This window comes from Nonomuraea sp. NPDC050691 (assembly GCF_040654455.1).
Taxonomy (GTDB): domain Bacteria; phylum Actinomycetota; class Actinomycetes; order Streptosporangiales; family Streptosporangiaceae; genus Nonomuraea.
In genome coordinates, this window is sequence record NZ_JBFAIA010000046.1 from 1 (window position 1) to 16375 (window position 16375).

At 73.6% G+C, this 16375-nt stretch carries 12 protein-coding genes; 7 read left to right on the forward strand and 5 right to left on the reverse strand.

From position 1 onward, the window contains the following. The first annotated feature begins 87 nt into the window (after window positions 1-87). Window positions 88-894 carry an MFS transporter gene (locus tag AB0H81_RS19015; RefSeq protein WP_358375988.1) on the forward strand — a complete coding sequence of 269 codons (807 nt, stop codon included), beginning with the start codon at window positions 88-90 and terminating at the stop codon, window positions 892-894. A gap of 42 nt (window positions 895-936) precedes the next feature. Here AB0H81_RS19015 and AB0H81_RS19020 read toward each other — a convergent pair whose 3' ends face one another. Beyond that, window positions 937-2166: a hypothetical protein gene (locus tag AB0H81_RS19020; RefSeq protein ID WP_358375989.1), complete on the reverse strand. Its 1230-nt coding sequence runs from the start codon at window positions 2164-2166 to the stop codon at window positions 937-939. A 78-nt stretch (window positions 2167-2244) separates the two neighbouring features. Between AB0H81_RS19020 and AB0H81_RS19025 the strand changes: the two genes are divergently transcribed. Beyond that, complete coding sequence (locus AB0H81_RS19025) at window positions 2245-3561, forward strand: citrate synthase (protein ID WP_358375991.1); 1317 nt, start codon at window positions 2245-2247, stop codon at window positions 3559-3561. A 38-nt stretch (window positions 3562-3599) separates the two neighbouring features. Here AB0H81_RS19025 and AB0H81_RS19030 read toward each other — a convergent pair whose 3' ends face one another. Continuing rightward, a complete protein-coding gene (locus tag AB0H81_RS19030) occupies window positions 3600-4826 on the reverse strand; it encodes an MFS transporter (RefSeq protein WP_358375993.1) in 1227 nt (408 codons plus the stop codon). A 136-nt stretch (window positions 4827-4962) separates the two neighbouring features. Continuing rightward, on the reverse strand, window positions 4963-5841 hold the full coding sequence (locus AB0H81_RS19035; RefSeq protein ID WP_358375994.1) for a LysR family transcriptional regulator: 879 nt from the start codon (window positions 5839-5841) through the stop codon (window positions 4963-4965). 82 nt (window positions 5842-5923) lie between these two features. Here AB0H81_RS19035 and AB0H81_RS19040 point away from each other — a divergent pair, with 82 nt between their 5' ends. From AB0H81_RS19040 to AB0H81_RS19060, 5 genes are read left to right on the forward strand one after another with little or no spacing between them, the layout of a single operon-like run. Continuing rightward, window positions 5924-6379 (forward strand): nuclear transport factor 2 family protein, encoded by a 456-nt coding sequence (locus AB0H81_RS19040; protein ID WP_358375995.1) that lies wholly within the window; start codon window positions 5924-5926, stop codon window positions 6377-6379. After that, a complete protein-coding gene (locus tag AB0H81_RS19045) occupies window positions 6376-7056 on the forward strand; it encodes an SDR family oxidoreductase (RefSeq protein WP_358375997.1) in 681 nt (226 codons plus the stop codon). The genes AB0H81_RS19040 and AB0H81_RS19045 overlap by 4 nt, the downstream gene beginning before the upstream one ends. A 21-nt stretch (window positions 7057-7077) precedes the next feature. Continuing rightward, window positions 7078-7908: an NAD(P)H-binding protein gene (locus tag AB0H81_RS19050; RefSeq protein ID WP_358375999.1), complete on the forward strand. Its 831-nt coding sequence runs from the start codon at window positions 7078-7080 to the stop codon at window positions 7906-7908. Between the two features lie 39 nt (window positions 7909-7947). After that, window positions 7948-9327 carry an MBL fold metallo-hydrolase gene (locus AB0H81_RS19055; protein ID WP_358376001.1) on the forward strand — a complete coding sequence of 460 codons (1380 nt, stop codon included), beginning with the start codon at window positions 7948-7950 and terminating at the stop codon, window positions 9325-9327. A gap of 19 nt (window positions 9328-9346) precedes the next feature. Further along, window positions 9347-10240 (forward strand): alpha/beta fold hydrolase, encoded by an 894-nt coding sequence (locus tag AB0H81_RS19060; RefSeq protein ID WP_358376002.1) that lies wholly within the window; start codon window positions 9347-9349, stop codon window positions 10238-10240. Window positions 10241-10575: 335 nt separating this feature from the next. On the opposite strand, the gene AB0H81_RS19065 is transcribed toward AB0H81_RS19060, so the two are convergent. Both AB0H81_RS19065 and AB0H81_RS19070 read right to left on the reverse strand, forming a co-directional pair. Then, window positions 10576-13875, reverse strand: a complete 3300-nt coding sequence (locus AB0H81_RS19065) for a chromosome partitioning protein ParA (RefSeq protein WP_358376004.1) — start codon at window positions 13873-13875, stop codon at window positions 10576-10578. A gap of 188 nt (window positions 13876-14063) precedes the next feature. Next, a complete protein-coding gene (locus AB0H81_RS19070; RefSeq protein WP_358376005.1) occupies window positions 14064-16367 on the reverse strand; it encodes a hypothetical protein in 2304 nt (767 codons plus the stop codon). Window positions 16368-16375: the final 8 nt, after the last annotated feature.

The following is a 16375-nucleotide window of genomic DNA, read 5'->3' on the forward strand; positions in this document are numbered from 1 at the left end:
AGTGACGCGTCGAGGGCCGGTACGGTGCGCCGTACCGGCCCTTCGCCGTCTCGTCAGGAGGCCTTCTTGAGGCACACGACGTAGACGGTGCCGGCCTTCCTCGTGCTGGGGGCTGTGCTGACCGAGGAGGACTTCGCGGGCTGGGGGTGGCGGCTGCCGTTCCTGGCGAGCCTGCCGCTCGTCGCCGTGGGCCTGTACGTCCGGCTCCGCGTCCGTGAGGCCCCGGTCTTCCGCGAGGCGGTGGACGCGGGCCGGGTCGCCCGCGTGCCGTTCGCCGGGCTGATGCGCCACCAGTGGCGCCGCGTGCTGCTCGGGGCCGGCGCCATGACGATCGCGTACACGCTGTTCTACACCGCCACCACCTACTGCCTGGCGTACGGCACCACGACGCTCGGCCTGCCCAGGACCACCATGCTCGCGCTGACCCTGGCCGGGGTGGCCCTCATGGCGGCGGGCACGGCGGCCTCGGCGGCGGCGTCCGACCGGTTCGGCCGCCGCCGCACGCTCATCGCCGGTATGACCCTCGCGGCGGTGTGGGGGCCGGTGATGTTCCCGCTGATGGAGACCCGCTCAGTCGCCCTCACCGGGGTGGCGCTGGGCGGCGCGCTCGGGCTGATGGGGCTGACCTTCGGGCCCATGGGGGCCTACCTGCCCGAGTTGTTCCGGACCGAGTTCCGCTACAGCGGCGCCTCGGTGGCCTACAGCCTCGGCGGGGTGCTGGGCGGGGCGGTGCCGCCGCTGGTCGCCACCGGTCTGCAGGCGGGTGGGGGGAGCGCGGCCGTCGGCGGCTACGTGGGCGCGACGGCCGTGCTGAGCCTGCTGTGCGTGCTCGCGCTGCCCGAGACGCGGGGCCGGGTTCTGGACGACGACCTGGCGCGGCCGGCCGGGGCGTGACCCGGCTCGGCCGTCGCGTGCTCCGGGTGGACGCGCCCCGGATCAGGCGGCTTCGTACCCCGGGAACAGCAGCGAAAGCTCGCGCGGGTGGGCCGCGATCAGCCGCAGCTCGTCGTCGGTCAGCGGGCGGCCGTTCATCGCGTTGCAGAGCTGCACCAGCCGGAACGTCAGGTCCTCGTCGTGCACCTCGGCGCCCAGCCCCTCCATGACGTGGCGGAACCCCGCCTTGCCGCCGTACTCGCCGGTCAGCACGACCCGGCCGGCGCGGTCGTGCCAGTCCTCGGGGAACGGGCCGAGCGTCGCCTCGTCGTACAGCTCGTAGTTGCCGTGGTCCTTCAGCGCGCCGTCGGCGTGGATGCCGCTCTCGTGGGCGAAGGCGTTGCGTCCCACCCCCACCTGGTTGTACGGCAACGGCTGCCCGAACGCGTACGACGCCCACAGCCCGAACCGGCGCGCCCACGACAGGTCGAGCGGGTCGCCGATCTCCGCGTCCTTGGCGTCCAGGCCGAACCCGTGCCGGAAGGCGAGGATCGTGGACAGCAGGTCGGCGTTGCCGGAGCGCTCGCCGATGCCGTTCACGCAGGTGTTGATCCACGCGTCCTGCCCGGCCTCCAGGTCGCCGAGGGCGCCCGAGACGGAGTTGGCCACGGCCATCCCGAGGTCGTTGTGGCAGTGCGTCTCGACCGGCATGCCGGTGGCCGAGGCCAGCGCCGCGAAGCGCTCCCGGATGCGGCCGGGCGTGTCGCCGCCGATCGTGTCGCAGTACCGCACCCGGTCGGCGCCCGCCTCCTTGGCCGCCAGCGCGAACTCCACCAGGAACCCGGTGTCCGTGCGCGACCCGTCCTCCGCGTTCACGCCGACCGTCTCGGCGCCCGCGTCCTTGGCGGCGCGGACGGCGGCGGTCATCTCGCGCACGATCGCGTCGCGGTCGAGCCGGCCGCGGAACTTGTTCTGGATCATGTAGTCGGACGTCGAGATGGACAGGTTGTAGTGCCGCAGGCCCAGGGGCGCCGCGCGCTCCACGTCCGCCGCCACGCCCCGGCACCAGCCGGACAGCCGCAGTTCGCCGAACGCTCCGGCCTCGGCCAGCGCCACCTGCGCCCGGACGTACGGGACCTCGTGGAACAGGAACGGGAAGCCGATCTCGGACTGTGCCACGCCGAGCCTGGCCAGATAGAAGTTGACCATGGTCTTGCCGAACTTGGACAGGCCGGTGCGCGCGGTCTGCACGCCGTCCCGGTTGGTCACGTCGAGGAAGTGAATCTGGGGCATGCCCTCACGTTGACACGCGCTTTCAATGTGTATCAATATTGATTTTCATCAACATGCGGTCGAGGGGGGAGGCCGGACGTGGAGTGGATCGACGCCGCCACGGCGGCCGAGCGGCTCGGGGTGAAGCCCGCGACGCTCTACGCGTACGTGAGCCGCGGGCTGCTCACGCGGCGGCACGGCGAGGACCGCAGGAGCCTGTTCGAGGCGGGCGAGATCGAGCGGCTGGCGCGGCGCGGGCGGCCCCGGGGGCAGCCGCCGGAGCTCGTGATCGAGTCGGGCGTCACGGCCCTCGGGCTCGACCGGCCGTACTACCGGGGGCGCGACGCGCTCGCCCTGGCCAGGACGGCGGGATTCGAGGCGGTCGCCGAGTGGCTCTGGACGGCCGACCCGGGCGCCCTGCCGGCGCCGAGGGGGAGCGGTCGCGCGCCTGCGGCGGGTCGCGGTCGCTCGCGGGACGGGGCGCTCCGGGGCGCCGCCGCGTGGACGTGCGACCGGGACGCGTTGCGGGCCGCGATCGAGGCGCAACGGGGACTGCCCGCCGACCTGCTGCCCCTGGACAGGATCCAGGTCATCATCACCGTGCTGGGGGCGTCCGACTCGCTGCGCCACCAGCTCGACCCCGCCTCGGTGGCCGCCACCGGCCGCCGCCTCGTCGCGGGCCTCGTCGACGCCCTGCCACGAGCGGGCGACGCCCCGGCCAGGCCTTCAGGCGACGAGAAGCCGGGGGGCGGCGGGTCGGTGGCCGGGCGGCTCTGGGCGCGGCTGTGTCCGCGGCCCGCCACGCCCGCCCTCCTGTCCGCCCTGGAGGCGGCGCTCGTCCTCCTCGCCGACCACGAACTGGCCGCCTCCACGCTGGCCGCGCGGGTCGCCGCCTCCGCCCGCGCCGACCCGTACGCTGTGGTGCTCACCGGCCTCGGCGTCCTCGGCGGCCCGCTGCACGGCGGCGCGTCGTACGGCGCGGAACGCCTGCTCGACGAGGTGACCGAGCCGGGGCGCGCGACGCGCGTGATCGCCGACCGGATCCGGCGCGGCGAGCGCATCCCCGGCTTCGGCCACAGCGTCTACAAGAACGGCGACGCCCGCGGAGAGCTGCTTCTCGCGCTCGTCCGGGAGGCGGCGCCCGGCCACGAGCGGCTCGCCGCCACGCAGGCGGTCCTCGACGAGGTCCGCAGGCGGCGGCTTCCGGAGCGCAACGTCGACTTCGCCCTGGCCGCCCTCACGACCGTCGCCGGGATGGTGCCGGGCGCCGGAGAAGCGATCTTCGCGGTGGCCCGGATCGCCGGGTGGCTGGCGCACGCCATGGAGGAGTACGAACGCGGCTCCCTCCTGCGTCTGCGCGCCTCGTACACGGGCCCGCCCCCCGAACGCGCCACCGACGATCCGGCCACCACCTGACCCCGGCCGGACCTCCTGGGCTCGTGCCCCTCCCGGCCTCAGTCGTCGTGGGCGATCAGCATGAGCTGCCGCCACAGCAGCACGACGAACACCGCGGAGCCGGCGAAGGCGAACCAGAAGGGCGCCGCGACACCGAAGCGGGTGGCCAGGACACCGCCGATCACCGAGCCGACCACCAGACCGAAGTAGACGCAGATGGTGTTGACGCTGCCCACCCGGCCCTGGAGCTCGCGCGGGACCGCGCGCTGGCGGACGGTGACCGAGGTCGTGCCCCAGATGAAGGCGTGCGCGCCGAAGGCCAGGAAGATGGCCCCGGCGACCCACGGTGAATGCGTGAGGGCCAGACCCAGGTGGGTGAACGTCTCGATGACGAGTCCGATCCGCATCAGGGCGCCGAGGCTCACCCTGCGGGTGATGGCCCCGTACAGGCCGGTGCCGACCAGGCCGCCGATCCCGCCGATCGTGGTCATCAGGCCGAACCCCATGGCGCCCAGGCCGAGCTGTTCCTGGGTGTAGAGGACGAGAACCGACCAGGCCGCGCCGAACGTGAAGTTGAAGATCAGGATGGTGAGCGCCAGCGTGCGGACCGCCGCGTGCCGGATGGTCCAGGTGAACCCGGCGATGAGTTCCCGTACGGTGTCGGGCTTGGGGCCGCCGGCCTGGCGGCCGTGCGGCGGCAACGTGATCCGGGAGACCAGGACGATCCCCGCCGCCACCAGGAGCAGTTGGCCCGCGAACGGCCAGGTGAAGCCCAGGCCGAACAGCGCTGCGCCGATCGGCGGCCCGGCCAGCTGATTGAGCGTGATGAATCCCGTGCCCAGGCGGGCGTTGGCGATGACCAGATCGTCCTTGCCGACCATCATGGGCGTCAGCGTGGCCGTCGCGTTGTCGGCGAACACCTCGGCGATGGACCGGAGCGTGAGCGCCGCCAGCGCCGTCGCCACGGTCACGGTGCCGGTCACCATGAGCGCGACGAGCGCCGCCAGCACCATGGCCCGTGCCGCGTTCGCGACGAGCACGATCCTGCGCCGGTCGTGCCGATCCGACAGCACGCCCGCGTACAGGCTGAACAGCAGCGGCGGCGCCCAGCCGACCAGGGCCGACAGTGAGATCATCAGCGGGTCGCGGGTCAACGTCGCGATCAGCAGCGGTCCCGCGGCGGCCGCGACCCCGTCACCGAGATTCGTCAGCCAGCTCGAGGCCAGCACCCACCGGAACCCTGTCCCCAGCCGGGCAGGTAAAACTCTCTCCACCACCGCGATCACGAGCGCAAAACCATACGTTTCGCCGGAATCTACGGCAACGCATTTTTCGCCGCTGAACGCCGGCGTCATCCCGTCGCGCGACAGTTCAACGCCATCCGCCGGCGTTTCGACAAGGCCACCAGGAGCGTACGGAGGATCATGCCGGGGGGCGCTGCGGCTCGGGCGACAGGGCCTCGACCAGGTCACGGATCGTGCTGCGATGATCGCCGGACCGCCACGCGAGGGCGAGCACGCTCGGGGACAGACCCCTGACCGGGATGGTCATGATCCCCGGCCGCCGGTAGATCTCGGCGTTGCCGGCGGCGAGCAGGACGACGGTGTCGCCGCTCTCCAGCGCCGCGAAGGTCTCCTCGGCGTTCGTCACGGTCGTGCAGGTCACCGGTGGCCGCCCGCCGCGCTCGTCGGTCGCGAGCCAGTGGTCGCGGAGCGGGCCGGCGCTTTCCGGCAACGCCAGGAAATTCTCGTCCAGGAGTTCGGCGAAGTCGACCTCGTCCCGTCCGGCCAGCCAGTGGTCGTCCCGGAACGCGACCCAGCGCGGCTCCCGGGCCACGACCCGGACGTTGAGATCGTCCTGACCGGGGAACGGCAGCCAGACGAACGCCACGTCGACCTCGCCCTCGGCCAGGCCCGCCGTGGGGTCGGTCCAGTTGACCTGGCGCAGCCGCAGGTCGCAGCCCGGACGGCGTTCGGTGAACCGTTCCCGCAGCGTTCCCAGGAGGCCGCGCCCGACACTGGTCGACATGCCCACGACCAGCCGTGACGCTTCGGCGGCGGCGGCGTCACCGACGGCCCGCTGGGCCTCGTCCCACTGCTGGAGCAGCTTGCGCGCGGCCGGCAGCAGCGCCTCGCCCGGCGCGGTGAGCCGCACCGTGCGCCGGTCGCGGTCGAACAGCCTCACCCGCATCAGCTCTTCGAGCTGGCGGATCTGCTTGCTCAGCGCCGGCTGGGAGATGAACAGGCGCTCGGCCGCGCGGGTGAAGCTGAGCTCCTCCGCCACCGCCACGAAATACCTCATGTCACGTAGATGCGCATCCATAACCTCAAGTTATTACAGCAGGTATTGGACGTGCGGAGAAGGTCGGCGCCACGATGGCGGCATGAGCACCACGGAGGATCGCCTGGCGATCATCGAGACCTGTACCCGCATGGCGTGGCACGCCGACCAGCGTGAGTGGGAACGCCTCGGCGAGGTGTTCGCGGACTCGGTGACCCTGGACTACACCAGCCTGAACGGCGGCGAGCCCGCCGTGCTGACGCCGGCGCAGATCGTCGAGGCATGGTCGCGCCTGCTTGGCGCGTTCGACGCCACGCAGCACCTGATCACGAACCACCTGGTGACCGTCGACGGCGACACCGCGCTCTGCACGGCGTCGTTCCAGGCCACACACCGCCTCACCGATCCGTTCGGCTCGCAGCTGTGGACGCTGGGCGGCACCTACCGCTTCGACCTGGTCCGGTCGGCCGGCGCGTGGAAGATCAGCGCTGTGGTGATGACCGCCACCTGGGCCGACGGCAACCGGAACCTGATGTCCTTGGCGGCGGGGAACGGATGATCGCCCTCGTGACCGGCGGCAACCGGGGGATCGGCCGGGAGGTCTGCCGCGAGCTGGCGGCACTCGGCCACACCGTCCTCCTCACCGCCCGATCGCCGGAGGCGGCCGAGACCGCGGCCGGGGAACTGGGAGGCGACGTCGTCCCGCTGCGGCTCGACGTCACCTCCCAGGAGGACATCGCGGCGGTGGCGGCCGCTGTCGCCGAGCGGTACGGGCGGCTGGACGTCCTGGTCAACAACGCCGCCATCACCTACGACACCTGGCAGCGCGCCGCGTCCGCCGACCTGGACGTCGTCCGCGAGGCCGCCGAGACGAACCTGTACGGTCCCTGGCGGCTGATCCAGGGGCTGCTGCCGCTCCTGCGCGAGAGCGCGCACCCCCGGATCGTCAACGTCTCCAGCGAGGCGGCGTCGCTGACCAACATGGGCGGCGGCACCCCGGCGTACGGCACCACCAAGGTGGCCCTCAACGCCCTGACCCGCATGCTGGCGGCGGAGCTTCGCGGTGACGGCGTCCTCGTGAACGCGATCTGCCCGGGCTGGGTCGCGACGGACATGGGAGGCCCGGGCGGCCGTCCCGTCGCCGAGGGCGCGGCCGGCATCGTCTGGGCGGCCACACTGCCCGACGACGGCCCGACCGGCGGGTTCTTCCGCGACGGCCGTCCCCTCCCTTGGTAACCGCCCTGTGAAGGAAATGACATGATCTTGGTGACGGGCGCGACGGGCAACGTCGGCTCCGAAGTGGTCCGGGCCCTGGCCGCGGCCGGTGCACCCGTCCGGGCGCTGGTGCGCAAGCCGGACACCATAGCGCTGCCGGACGGCGTCGAGACGGTGACGGGCGACCTCGACCGGCCGGAGAGCATGACCGGAGCGCTGGCCGGGGCCCGGGCGGTGTTCCTGCTCCCCGGGTACGCCGACATGCCGGGCCTGCTGGCCGAGGCCCGGCGCGCGGGTGTGCAACAGGTCGTGCTGCTGTCCGGCGGCTCGGCCGGGAGCGGCGACATGACCAACGCGGTGACCCGATTCATGGCCGCGTCCGAGTCCGCCGTGCGGGAGTCCGGGCTGCCGTGGACGTTCCTGCGGCCGAGCGCGTTCATGTCCAACGCCCTGCGCTGGCTGCCGCAGCTCCGGTCCGGCGATCGGGTGCGGGTCCCGTTCCCGGACGTCCGCGCGGCGAGCGTCGACCCGTACGACATCGGGGCCGTCGCCGCCCGCGCGTTGCTGTCGGAGGAGTACCGGGGCGAGATCCTCCGGCCGACCGGCCCGGTCGCGATGCGGCCCGCCGACCAGGTCGCCGTGCTGGCCGGGGTCCTCGGCCGCGATCTCGAGGTCGTGGGCCTGACGGACGAGGAGGCGCGCACCGACCTGCTCGCCACCACGCCCGCCGAGTACGTGGACGCGTTCTTCGACTTCTACGTGAACGGCTCGCTCGACGAGTCGATCGTCCGCCCGACCGTCCGCGAGGTCACGGGCCGCGAGCCCCGCACCTTCGAGCAGTGGGCACAGGCCCACGCGGACGACTTCCGCTGAACCCGCTCGCATCTGACTCCGACTCCACGAAAGCTCCAGATGAACCAGAGATTGCGGCGCCTTCTCGCCGCAGGCTCCGCCGCCGCATGCGCGTTCGCGTCGGTGGCGGGCTGTTCGAACGACGACAAGCCCGCGGCGTCGCAGGCGCAGAAGGACCACACGCCCGCGGCGTCGCAGGCGCAGCAGGACGACACGCCCGCGCGGAAGGCGGAGCCGGGACGCTTCGCCTCGTCCAACCCGGGTTCGGTCAACACCTACTGGATCCAGGCACCGGAGGGCCTGGTCCTCATCGACACCCTGCGCACGCCGGCCGATGCCCGGAAGGCGGTGGCGGAGATCAAGAAGACCGGCAAGCCGGTCGCCGCCATCCTGCTCACCCACTCCCATCCCGACCATGTGGGCGGGGCGGGAGCCTTCCACGAGGCGTTCCCCCAAGCTCCCGTCTACGCGTCCAAGTCGACCGACAAGACGATGCGGGAGGACAAACGGGGCTTCTACCCGCTGGCCCGTTCGGCGAACGCGGACTTCCCCGCCAAGATCACCTACGCCGACCGGACCTTCGAGGACGGCGCGCCGTTGCGGGCCGGCGGCCTCCGCTTCGAGACCGCCACGTTCGCCCACGGCGAGTCCGACACCGCGGACGTCTACTACCGTCCCGACACCGGCGACCTCTTCTCCGGCGACCTGGCGACCGGCAAGGTCACGCCCGCGCTGATCGAGGGGACCAGCTGCGGCTGGCTCCAGATCCTCGACCAGCTCGGTGGGCGCTTCCCCGGGGCGAGGACGATGTACCCGGGGCATGGTGCCGCGGGCCCGGCCCGCGCACTGATCGACGAGCAGCGCCGGTATCTCCAGGTGTTCCGCGGTCTGGTCCGGCCGGCCGTCGCCCCGGACTCGCCCGAGGGCAGGACGGTCGGCCCCGGCGAGCAGAAGTCGATCATCGCCGAGCTGGACCGCGCCTACCCCGGCTTTCCGCCGGTCGCGGACCTTCCGACCATCGCGCAGGAGAACATCAAGGCCGTCGCGCGGGAGCTGTCCGCCGAGGACCCCGCGAAGACGCCCGCCGCCTGCGCGGACACCCCCCGGCAAGGGGCGGACGGGCTGCTCGCGCCGGTGAGCGCCTACGTCACCGCGGTCAACGGCCGTAACCTCGACGCGCTGGCGGGAGCGTTCGCCGCCGACGCGGAGCTCATCGACGTCGGGCGGCGTTTCCAGGGCCGCGCCGCGATCCGCGACTGGGCCCGGGCCGAGGTCATCGGCGGCACCCTGACCGTCATCCGGGTCGCCGAGAACCGGCCCGGGCACCAGCGCCTCCTGGTGCGCTTCGCCCCCGGCGGCCAGGGAGGCTTCGAGGCCTACTACGCCTTCACCGTCGACGGCTCGTCCATCACCAAAGCCGAACTGACCTATGCGAACTGATCGAAGGAGCGAACGTTTCATGACCACCATGCAGAAGGTGAAGTTCTCCGCCGGCGACGCGGCGCTGACCGGGAACCTGTTCCTGCCCCGCAGCGCCGGGCCGGTGCCGGGCATCGTGGTGGCGGGCACCTGGACGAGCGTCAAGGAGCTGATGGCCGACCGGTACGCCGAACGGCTCGCCGACCGCGGGTTCGCCGCCCTGTCCTTCGACTTCACCGGCTACGGCGAATCAGAGGGCGAGCCGCGCGACTACGAGGCGCCGGAACAGAAGGTCCGCGACATCAACCACGCGGTCACCTTCCTCGCCGGACATCCCGCGGTGGACGCCGCCCGTCTCGGCGCCCTCGGCGTCTGCGCGGCCGCGATGTACATGAGCGGGAACGCCGTCGACGACCCCCGCATCCGGTCGCTGGCGCTCGTCGCGCCCTGGCTGCACGACCCCGAGATCTGCCGGGAGGTGTACGGCGGCGAGGAGGGCGTCGCGAGCAAGCTCGCCGAGGCCGCACGGGCACGCGCCACGTACGAGGCGACCGGCGAGGTCGAGTACGTGCCGGTCGTCAGCGGCTCCGACCCTCGCGCCGCCATGCCGTTCGACATCGACTTCTACCTCAACCCCAACCGGGGCGGCCTCCCGCAGTGGCCCAACCGCTTCGCGGTGATGGCATGGCCGGGGTGGCTCGGCTACGACTCGATCTCCCTCGCCTCCAGGCTCACCCAGCCCGTCCTGCTCGTCCACAGTGAGGACGCCGCCATCCCGCACGGGGCGCGGCGCTTCCACGCCGCGCTGGCCGGGCCCAAGGAGTTCGTCTGGACCGAAGGCGACCAGTTCGCCTTCTACGACCAGGAACCGCAGGTCACGACGGCGGCGGACGCCGCGGCGGCCCACTTCGCCCGCACGCTGCCCGGCGAATAGCTGCCGGACGCCTGCTGCCGGGTTCGGCGGGCCGTGTAGCGGCCTTCTCGGATCAGCGTCTTTCCCGGCATGAGGGAAGGGGCGTGAAGCCGCACCCTGGTCGCGGCTTCACGCCCTGCGCTGACGCGACACCTGGTTGCGGCTTCAGGCCCTGCGTTGACGCGACACCTGGTTGCGGCTTCAGGCCCTGCGCCGACGCGACACCCTCAGGCCCGTGAGCCGCTCAGGTCGCCGGAGGCCAGGCGGCGCCGGGCCGGAAACCGCACGCGGGCACGGCCCGACCCGGCGCCCCGCGCCCTGAGGCCGCGGCCCCGCAGCCCCAGCCGCACCAGAAGTCACACGGACGCCGCAACCGGGCCCCTGTCCACGTACGCGGCCAGCGCCCGTACCCGGTCCGCGTGCTGGTCGTGCCCCACGATCACCGGCGGCTCGTTGTACGGCATGGCGTCCGACGAGCGGCGCAGCTTGATGTACTGCCCGCACGCGTCGATCGCGTACGGCTCCATGTCGTCCTGCAGCGCCCCGATCACCGTGATCCCGTACGTCTCGCCGATGCGCCGGAACAGCGCCACCGCCTCCCGCCGGTGCTCCTTGCCCAGGTTGCGGCCCAGCTCGTCCAGCACCAGGCACAGATGGCCGCCGCCGGACGAGGCGATCGCCGCCGCGCACACCAGCTTGACCGCCTTCTCGTCCATCAGCGCGGTGTTGGCCCGCCGGTTGTACGGCACGAACCCCTGCCCCTCGCCGCGTCGCCACTTCGGCGTCACCCGCCACTGCCAGCGCTGCTCCGGGTCGGCCGGCGCGGGCGGCACCGGGAACTCCAGCGTCGCGCCGTATCCGCCGTACGAGGTGTCGAGCTTCTCGAACTCCTCCGCCACCCGGGTGAGCCGTGCCTTGATCGCCGCGCTGAGCGCCGCCCGGTGGACGGCCGTCGACTGCGCCGCCTCCTCCGCGCCCTTGTCGGCCGCCGCCAGGTCCCGCTGCCGCGACACGACCTGGGCCTCGATCTGCCGCCGCTGATGCTTCTCGTACTCCTCCTGGCCACGCAGGTAGGACGCGAGCGCCCCGCACACCGCCGCGAACGTCGCCTGCTCGCGCGCCGTGCTCCCGCCCCGCTCCGACAGCAGGAACGCCAGCTCCTCGGGGATCTCGGCGTCCTCCTCCGGGAACGTGTCGCGCAGCGCCTGGTCGAAGTGGCGTTCGGCGATCCGCCACCACTCCTCGGCGGTGCGCGGCCGCTCCTCCTCGGGCAGCGCCCGCAGCCACTCGCGGGCCGTCTCGGCCGGACCGCCCCAGTCTGCGGCCAGCGCGGGCAGCTTCAACGCCTCCCGCTCGCCGCCGACGCGGGTCTCCTGCTCCCGCGCCTGGACGCGCTCGGCCTCGTGCCGCTGCCGCCGGCCCTCCAGCCGTTCGATCTCCATGTCTCGCGTACGGGCCCGGAAGTCGAGCCCGGCGGCCTGGCGCTCGGCCTCGGCCACCGCCGGGACGACCTCCTCCAGCGCGCCGGCCAGCTCCTCCAGCCGCGCTCGCCGCTCGGCCAGCCGCTCCTCCACCTCGGCGAGCCGCACCCCGGCCCGCGCGCCGTCGAGCCGCCGCTGCGCCTCGGCGACGGCCTCCTCCTCGTCGCGCACGGCCTGCGCCGCGGTCTCCTGCGTGTCACGGGCCCGGTTCAGGCGCTGCTCGGCGGCCTTGATGCGCGCCTCGCGCCCGGTCGCCACCCCGTCGAACGCCCCCACGACGCTCACCCCGGCCGCGCTGACCAGCACCGACCCGGGCAGGTCACGCAGCGCCCGGGCGGCCTCGTCCAGCCGGCCGGCATCGACGATCACCGCGTGCTCGTGCGGCCAGCCCCGCAGCCCGCCCAGGCTCAGCCCCGGGGTGCGGGACTGGTCACGTGCCTGCTCGGCCACGTCCAGCGCGTCGAGCAGGCCGGTGGCGGGGAGTCCGGCCGCGGTCAGGGCGTTGAGCTGCGCCGCGGCGGGGCCGCCCTCGGCGTCGTCCAGCGCCGCCTGCGCGGAGGCCACCTCCCGGTCGGCGACGCCGAGGGCCTTCAACGCCTCGTTCAGGCGCAGCCGCGCCTCGCGCAGCTCCCGCTCCGCCGCAGGGACGTCCCGGCCGTCGGCGAACCGGCGAGCCTCCTCCAGCTCGGGGATCCGGCCGCGCAGCTCGTCGGCGGAGTTCTCCGCCACGGCCCGGTCCGCCTCCAGCTTGGCGGCCCGCGCCTGGAGCGCCGCCAGCTCCCGCCGCGCCTCGGTGACGCCCCGGTCCAGCGTGTCGTCCTTCAACGTGGAGATCTCGGCCTTCACCAGTGCGATCGCCTCGGCCGCCGCCGCGTTCGCCGCCTGGTGCCCGGCGAGTTCGTCGGCCAGCGCCTCGTCCTTCGTCGCCGCGTCGGCCAGCTTGCGCGCCTGCCTGCCCCGCCAGCACCGGAGCGCCTCGGCCAGACGTACCCGGGCCTGGTCGCGGCGGTCGAACGTGGTCAGCAGCGCCCTCGACTCCGCCTCGAACTCGGCCAGCCGCTCGGCGGCCTGCGCCGCGCGCACCCGCTTGGCGTGCTCGTCGCGGCGTGCCTCCCGCTCCTGCTCCAGCTCGGCGTCGAGCCCGGTCAGCGCCGCGATCGCCTCGAACACCCGCTCCGGGGAGATCTCGTTGAGCGGCTGGGACAACAGGTTGGTGGCCACCTTGCTGCGCACGGAGGTGGACAGGAACGACACGCAGCGGACGCGGTCGCCGTACAGGACCTTGGTGAGGTCACGCGCCACCACGTCGCGCCGCCCGGCGGACCGGGGGAGGGACGCCCAGATCTCGTCGGCCCGCGCCACCCGCTCCGCCTCGGACGCGGCCGACGCCAGGTGGACGCCGTCACGCCAGCGGATCTCCAGATGCGGCGCCTCCTGGTTGACGCGCAGCCACACGGTCATGGCCCCGCCGGAGGTGTCGGGCACGGCGAACAGCTCCCCGCTCTCCAGCGGCTCCGCACCGTCCCCCTCGGCCCCGTCGCCGCCACTCACGCCTGCACCGGCCTCGCTGCCGCTGACACCTTCCACACCCAGGGCTCCCGCGCCCCGGTTCTCCAAGCCCGGGGCCGCCATTTCGAGGGCTTCCGGGCCAGGGCCTGCCGTGCCCCGGCCCGCCGTTCCCGAGGTCGCCGTGCCTCGGGCCGCTGTTCCCGAGGTCGCCGTGCCCGAGGCCGTTCCCGGTCCTGTCACACCCGGGCCTGTCGCGTCGGGGCGGAGGCCGCCTGGTCCTGTGACCGCCGTCGCGCCGGCCGGCAGGACGCGCGACAGATCCCCCGTACGCACCTCGGGCGGGCCGAAGACCCCCACGATGTAGCCGTGGTCGGCGCTGGCCCACTGCCGCCCGCCGGCGCCGCTGGCCAGCTCCGCGTTGAACAGCAGCTCCGACACAGCCTTGGCGCCCGAGGCGAACCGCCACTGCTCGTCGCCCAGCAGCGCCGTGACCGACGCGATGAACGACGACTTGCCCGCTCCGTTGGAGTCCTTGGGACCCGCGCCGGCGACGACGATGAGGGTGCCCGGGACGGTCGGCACCGGATGGGTCGAGAGCCGCGAGATGTTGACCGCCTGTACAGCGATCAGCACCCGGTCCCCGACCACGTTCTCCACCTGCGACACTCGAACTCCCGCCACCCTTCCTGTGCGGTCACGCCATCCACTGACCCGGCTCCGCCGCCGGACAGTCCCGTACCTGTCCACCCACCCGACCCTGGGTCGCGCGGTCCTGCTTCACCCGCTCGCCTGTGTGGTCGCGCGGTCCTGTCTCATCCGCCCGCCTGTGGAGTCGTGCGGTCTGCTTCATGCGCCTATCCGGCGGATCTTCGAGCTCGTACGGCCGCCGCGAGCGGTGTGTGGGGACCGGCCGCCAGGATCAGCTCCTCCTGCAACCGCCGCCGTGCCGCCGGGGTGAGCCGGTGGAACTGGGGGCCGGGCACGTACCCGCCCGCCTCCTCGCCCGCCTTGACCTGCGCCAGCAGCCCCGCGTGCCGCAGCACCCGCAGCGCCGCCTCCAGCTCGCCGATCGGCACTTGGGTGTGCCGCCGCAGCTCCTCGACCGGCGTGGGGTGCGGGGACAGCCACGTGTCCTCCGGCAGCACGCCTTCGGCGCGGGGGATCGCCACGGAATGCACGAGCACCAGCGTGAGCACCGCGCGCTCGGCCTCACCCAGCCCCATCGAGCCGCCTGGCCGGTTCGAGCCGCCGCCCAGTCCTGTCGAGCCACCTGGCCGGTTCGAGCCGCCGAACGCGTTCGAGCCACCCGACCCCACAGGGCCACGCGAACCCCGGGCTCTGCCCGGAGAAGCACCGTTGCTCCCGGGGTCACCCCCGATCAAGGTGGACGCGCTTTCGGCTCCTCCGGCAGTGTCTGCGGACGAGATCGTGGCGGCTGCGGCGGGGGTCGCCGCGCCTGCGGGAGAGCCTGCGGCTGCGGGAGATGTGGTCGCGCCTGTGAGAGAGGCTGCGCCGGCGGCCAAGGTATGTGACCCTGCGAGCGGGGTGTTCGTGCCTGCGGGCGCGTCACCTGCGGCCGGGTTGGTCGTGCCCGCCGGCGACGTGGCCGTTCCTGCGGATTGGGCTGCCGTGCCCGTGGCTGTGGTGCTCTCGTCTGCGTTGCCGCCGGCCGACGCGAGCCGGGGCGCGCCGCCGCGCGGGGCGACGATGTTCGGCGCGACGGTGTGCGCGAGCGTGCCGACGGTTCCCTCGCCGGGATCGCCGGAGTCGCGCGAGCTGCGGGGATCGCCGGGGGTGTCCAGGACGGCGTCGATGGCATCGGCGGCGCCGGAGCCGCTTGTGGCGTCGCCGGCCTCGCCGGAACGGCCGAGGGCACCGGGACCGGCAGCCTCGCGGAGCTGGCGTAGTGCCCGGGCGGCTGCCTCATCGGAGTATCCGGAGATCCAGCGTTCGCGATGTTGGATGAGCGTGCGGCCGCGCCGGGCGAGCATCTCGCCGAGCGTGTGCCGCAGCGCCGGGTCGCGCAGGGCGGCGAACCGCGCCTCCTGCACGGGTTCGGCGGCGTACTCCACCACCATGTACGCGGCCACCAGCTCAGCGCGCCGTCTCTCGTCGTAGCCGTCGAGGAGATCGTCGAAGTCCGCCACCCCGGCCTCGGCCCGCCCTCCGAGAGCCGACAAGGCAGCCGCCCGAGCCCCGGTAACCCGAGCCTCGGCCTCCCGAACCTCGATCGCCCGACCCCCGGCGGCCCGAAGGCCGCCTTCCGGAAGCTCAGTCGCAGGAGCCCCGGCCGCCCGAACGGCTTGCGGAAGCTCTGTCACGCGAACCCCGTCGGCCAGGGGCTCTGCACTCTCGCCCTCGGCCCGAAGCTTCGCCGGGTCCCCGCCGGACTCGGGCTCGGCAGGCCCACCGCCGATCTGAGTGTCGGGCTGCTCTCCGCCTGGCAGGGTCTCGGCCGGCTTCCCAGCAGGCATGGGCTCGGTTTGCTCGTCGCCGGGGCGCGTCTCCTCCAGCTCTCCCTCGGCGGGCACGGCACCCTGGTCCGCCTCGGCGCCCTGGTCCGCTCCGGCGGCGGTCGTCGCGCGGGCCGCCGCGACGATGTCGGCGTCCGCCACGACCCTCAGTTCCTGGCGCTCCGGCTCCGGGATCCGGCGTACGAGTTCCTTGAGCTGCGCCAGCGACGACACCGGCCACAGCGCGCACCTCGGGCCGAGGGTCACCAGCCCGTCCGCCATGACGACCCAGGCCGAGTCGTGCAGCCGGCGCAGCGCCCCCACCGCCCAGTTGCGCATGAGGTCGTCCGTGCGGCCGATCAGGGCCCGGTACGTCGCCAGCACCAGTTCCACCGGCGCGGGTTCGCCCGGCCACGGGTCGATGGAGTGGTCCGTCCAGCAGCACTTGAGGCACGCGGCCAGGACACGGCGTGTCTCGCCGGAACGCTCCACCGGCACCGGCGCCACCTGGTGTTCCTCCAGCAGGGCGGGGGTGACGCCGTCGGGCCACACCGGGAGCGCCTGGCCGGTGGAGTCGGGCCGGGTGAGCCGGAGCATGCCCGGCGGGGCCGGTGCCCCCGCGCCCAGCGTAAGAGGGCCGCCGGAGCGGGCCAGCACGTGGGGGGTGGCGCCGTCCGGGGGCGTGCGCTTCGAAGCCCGTGTCATGACGCGCC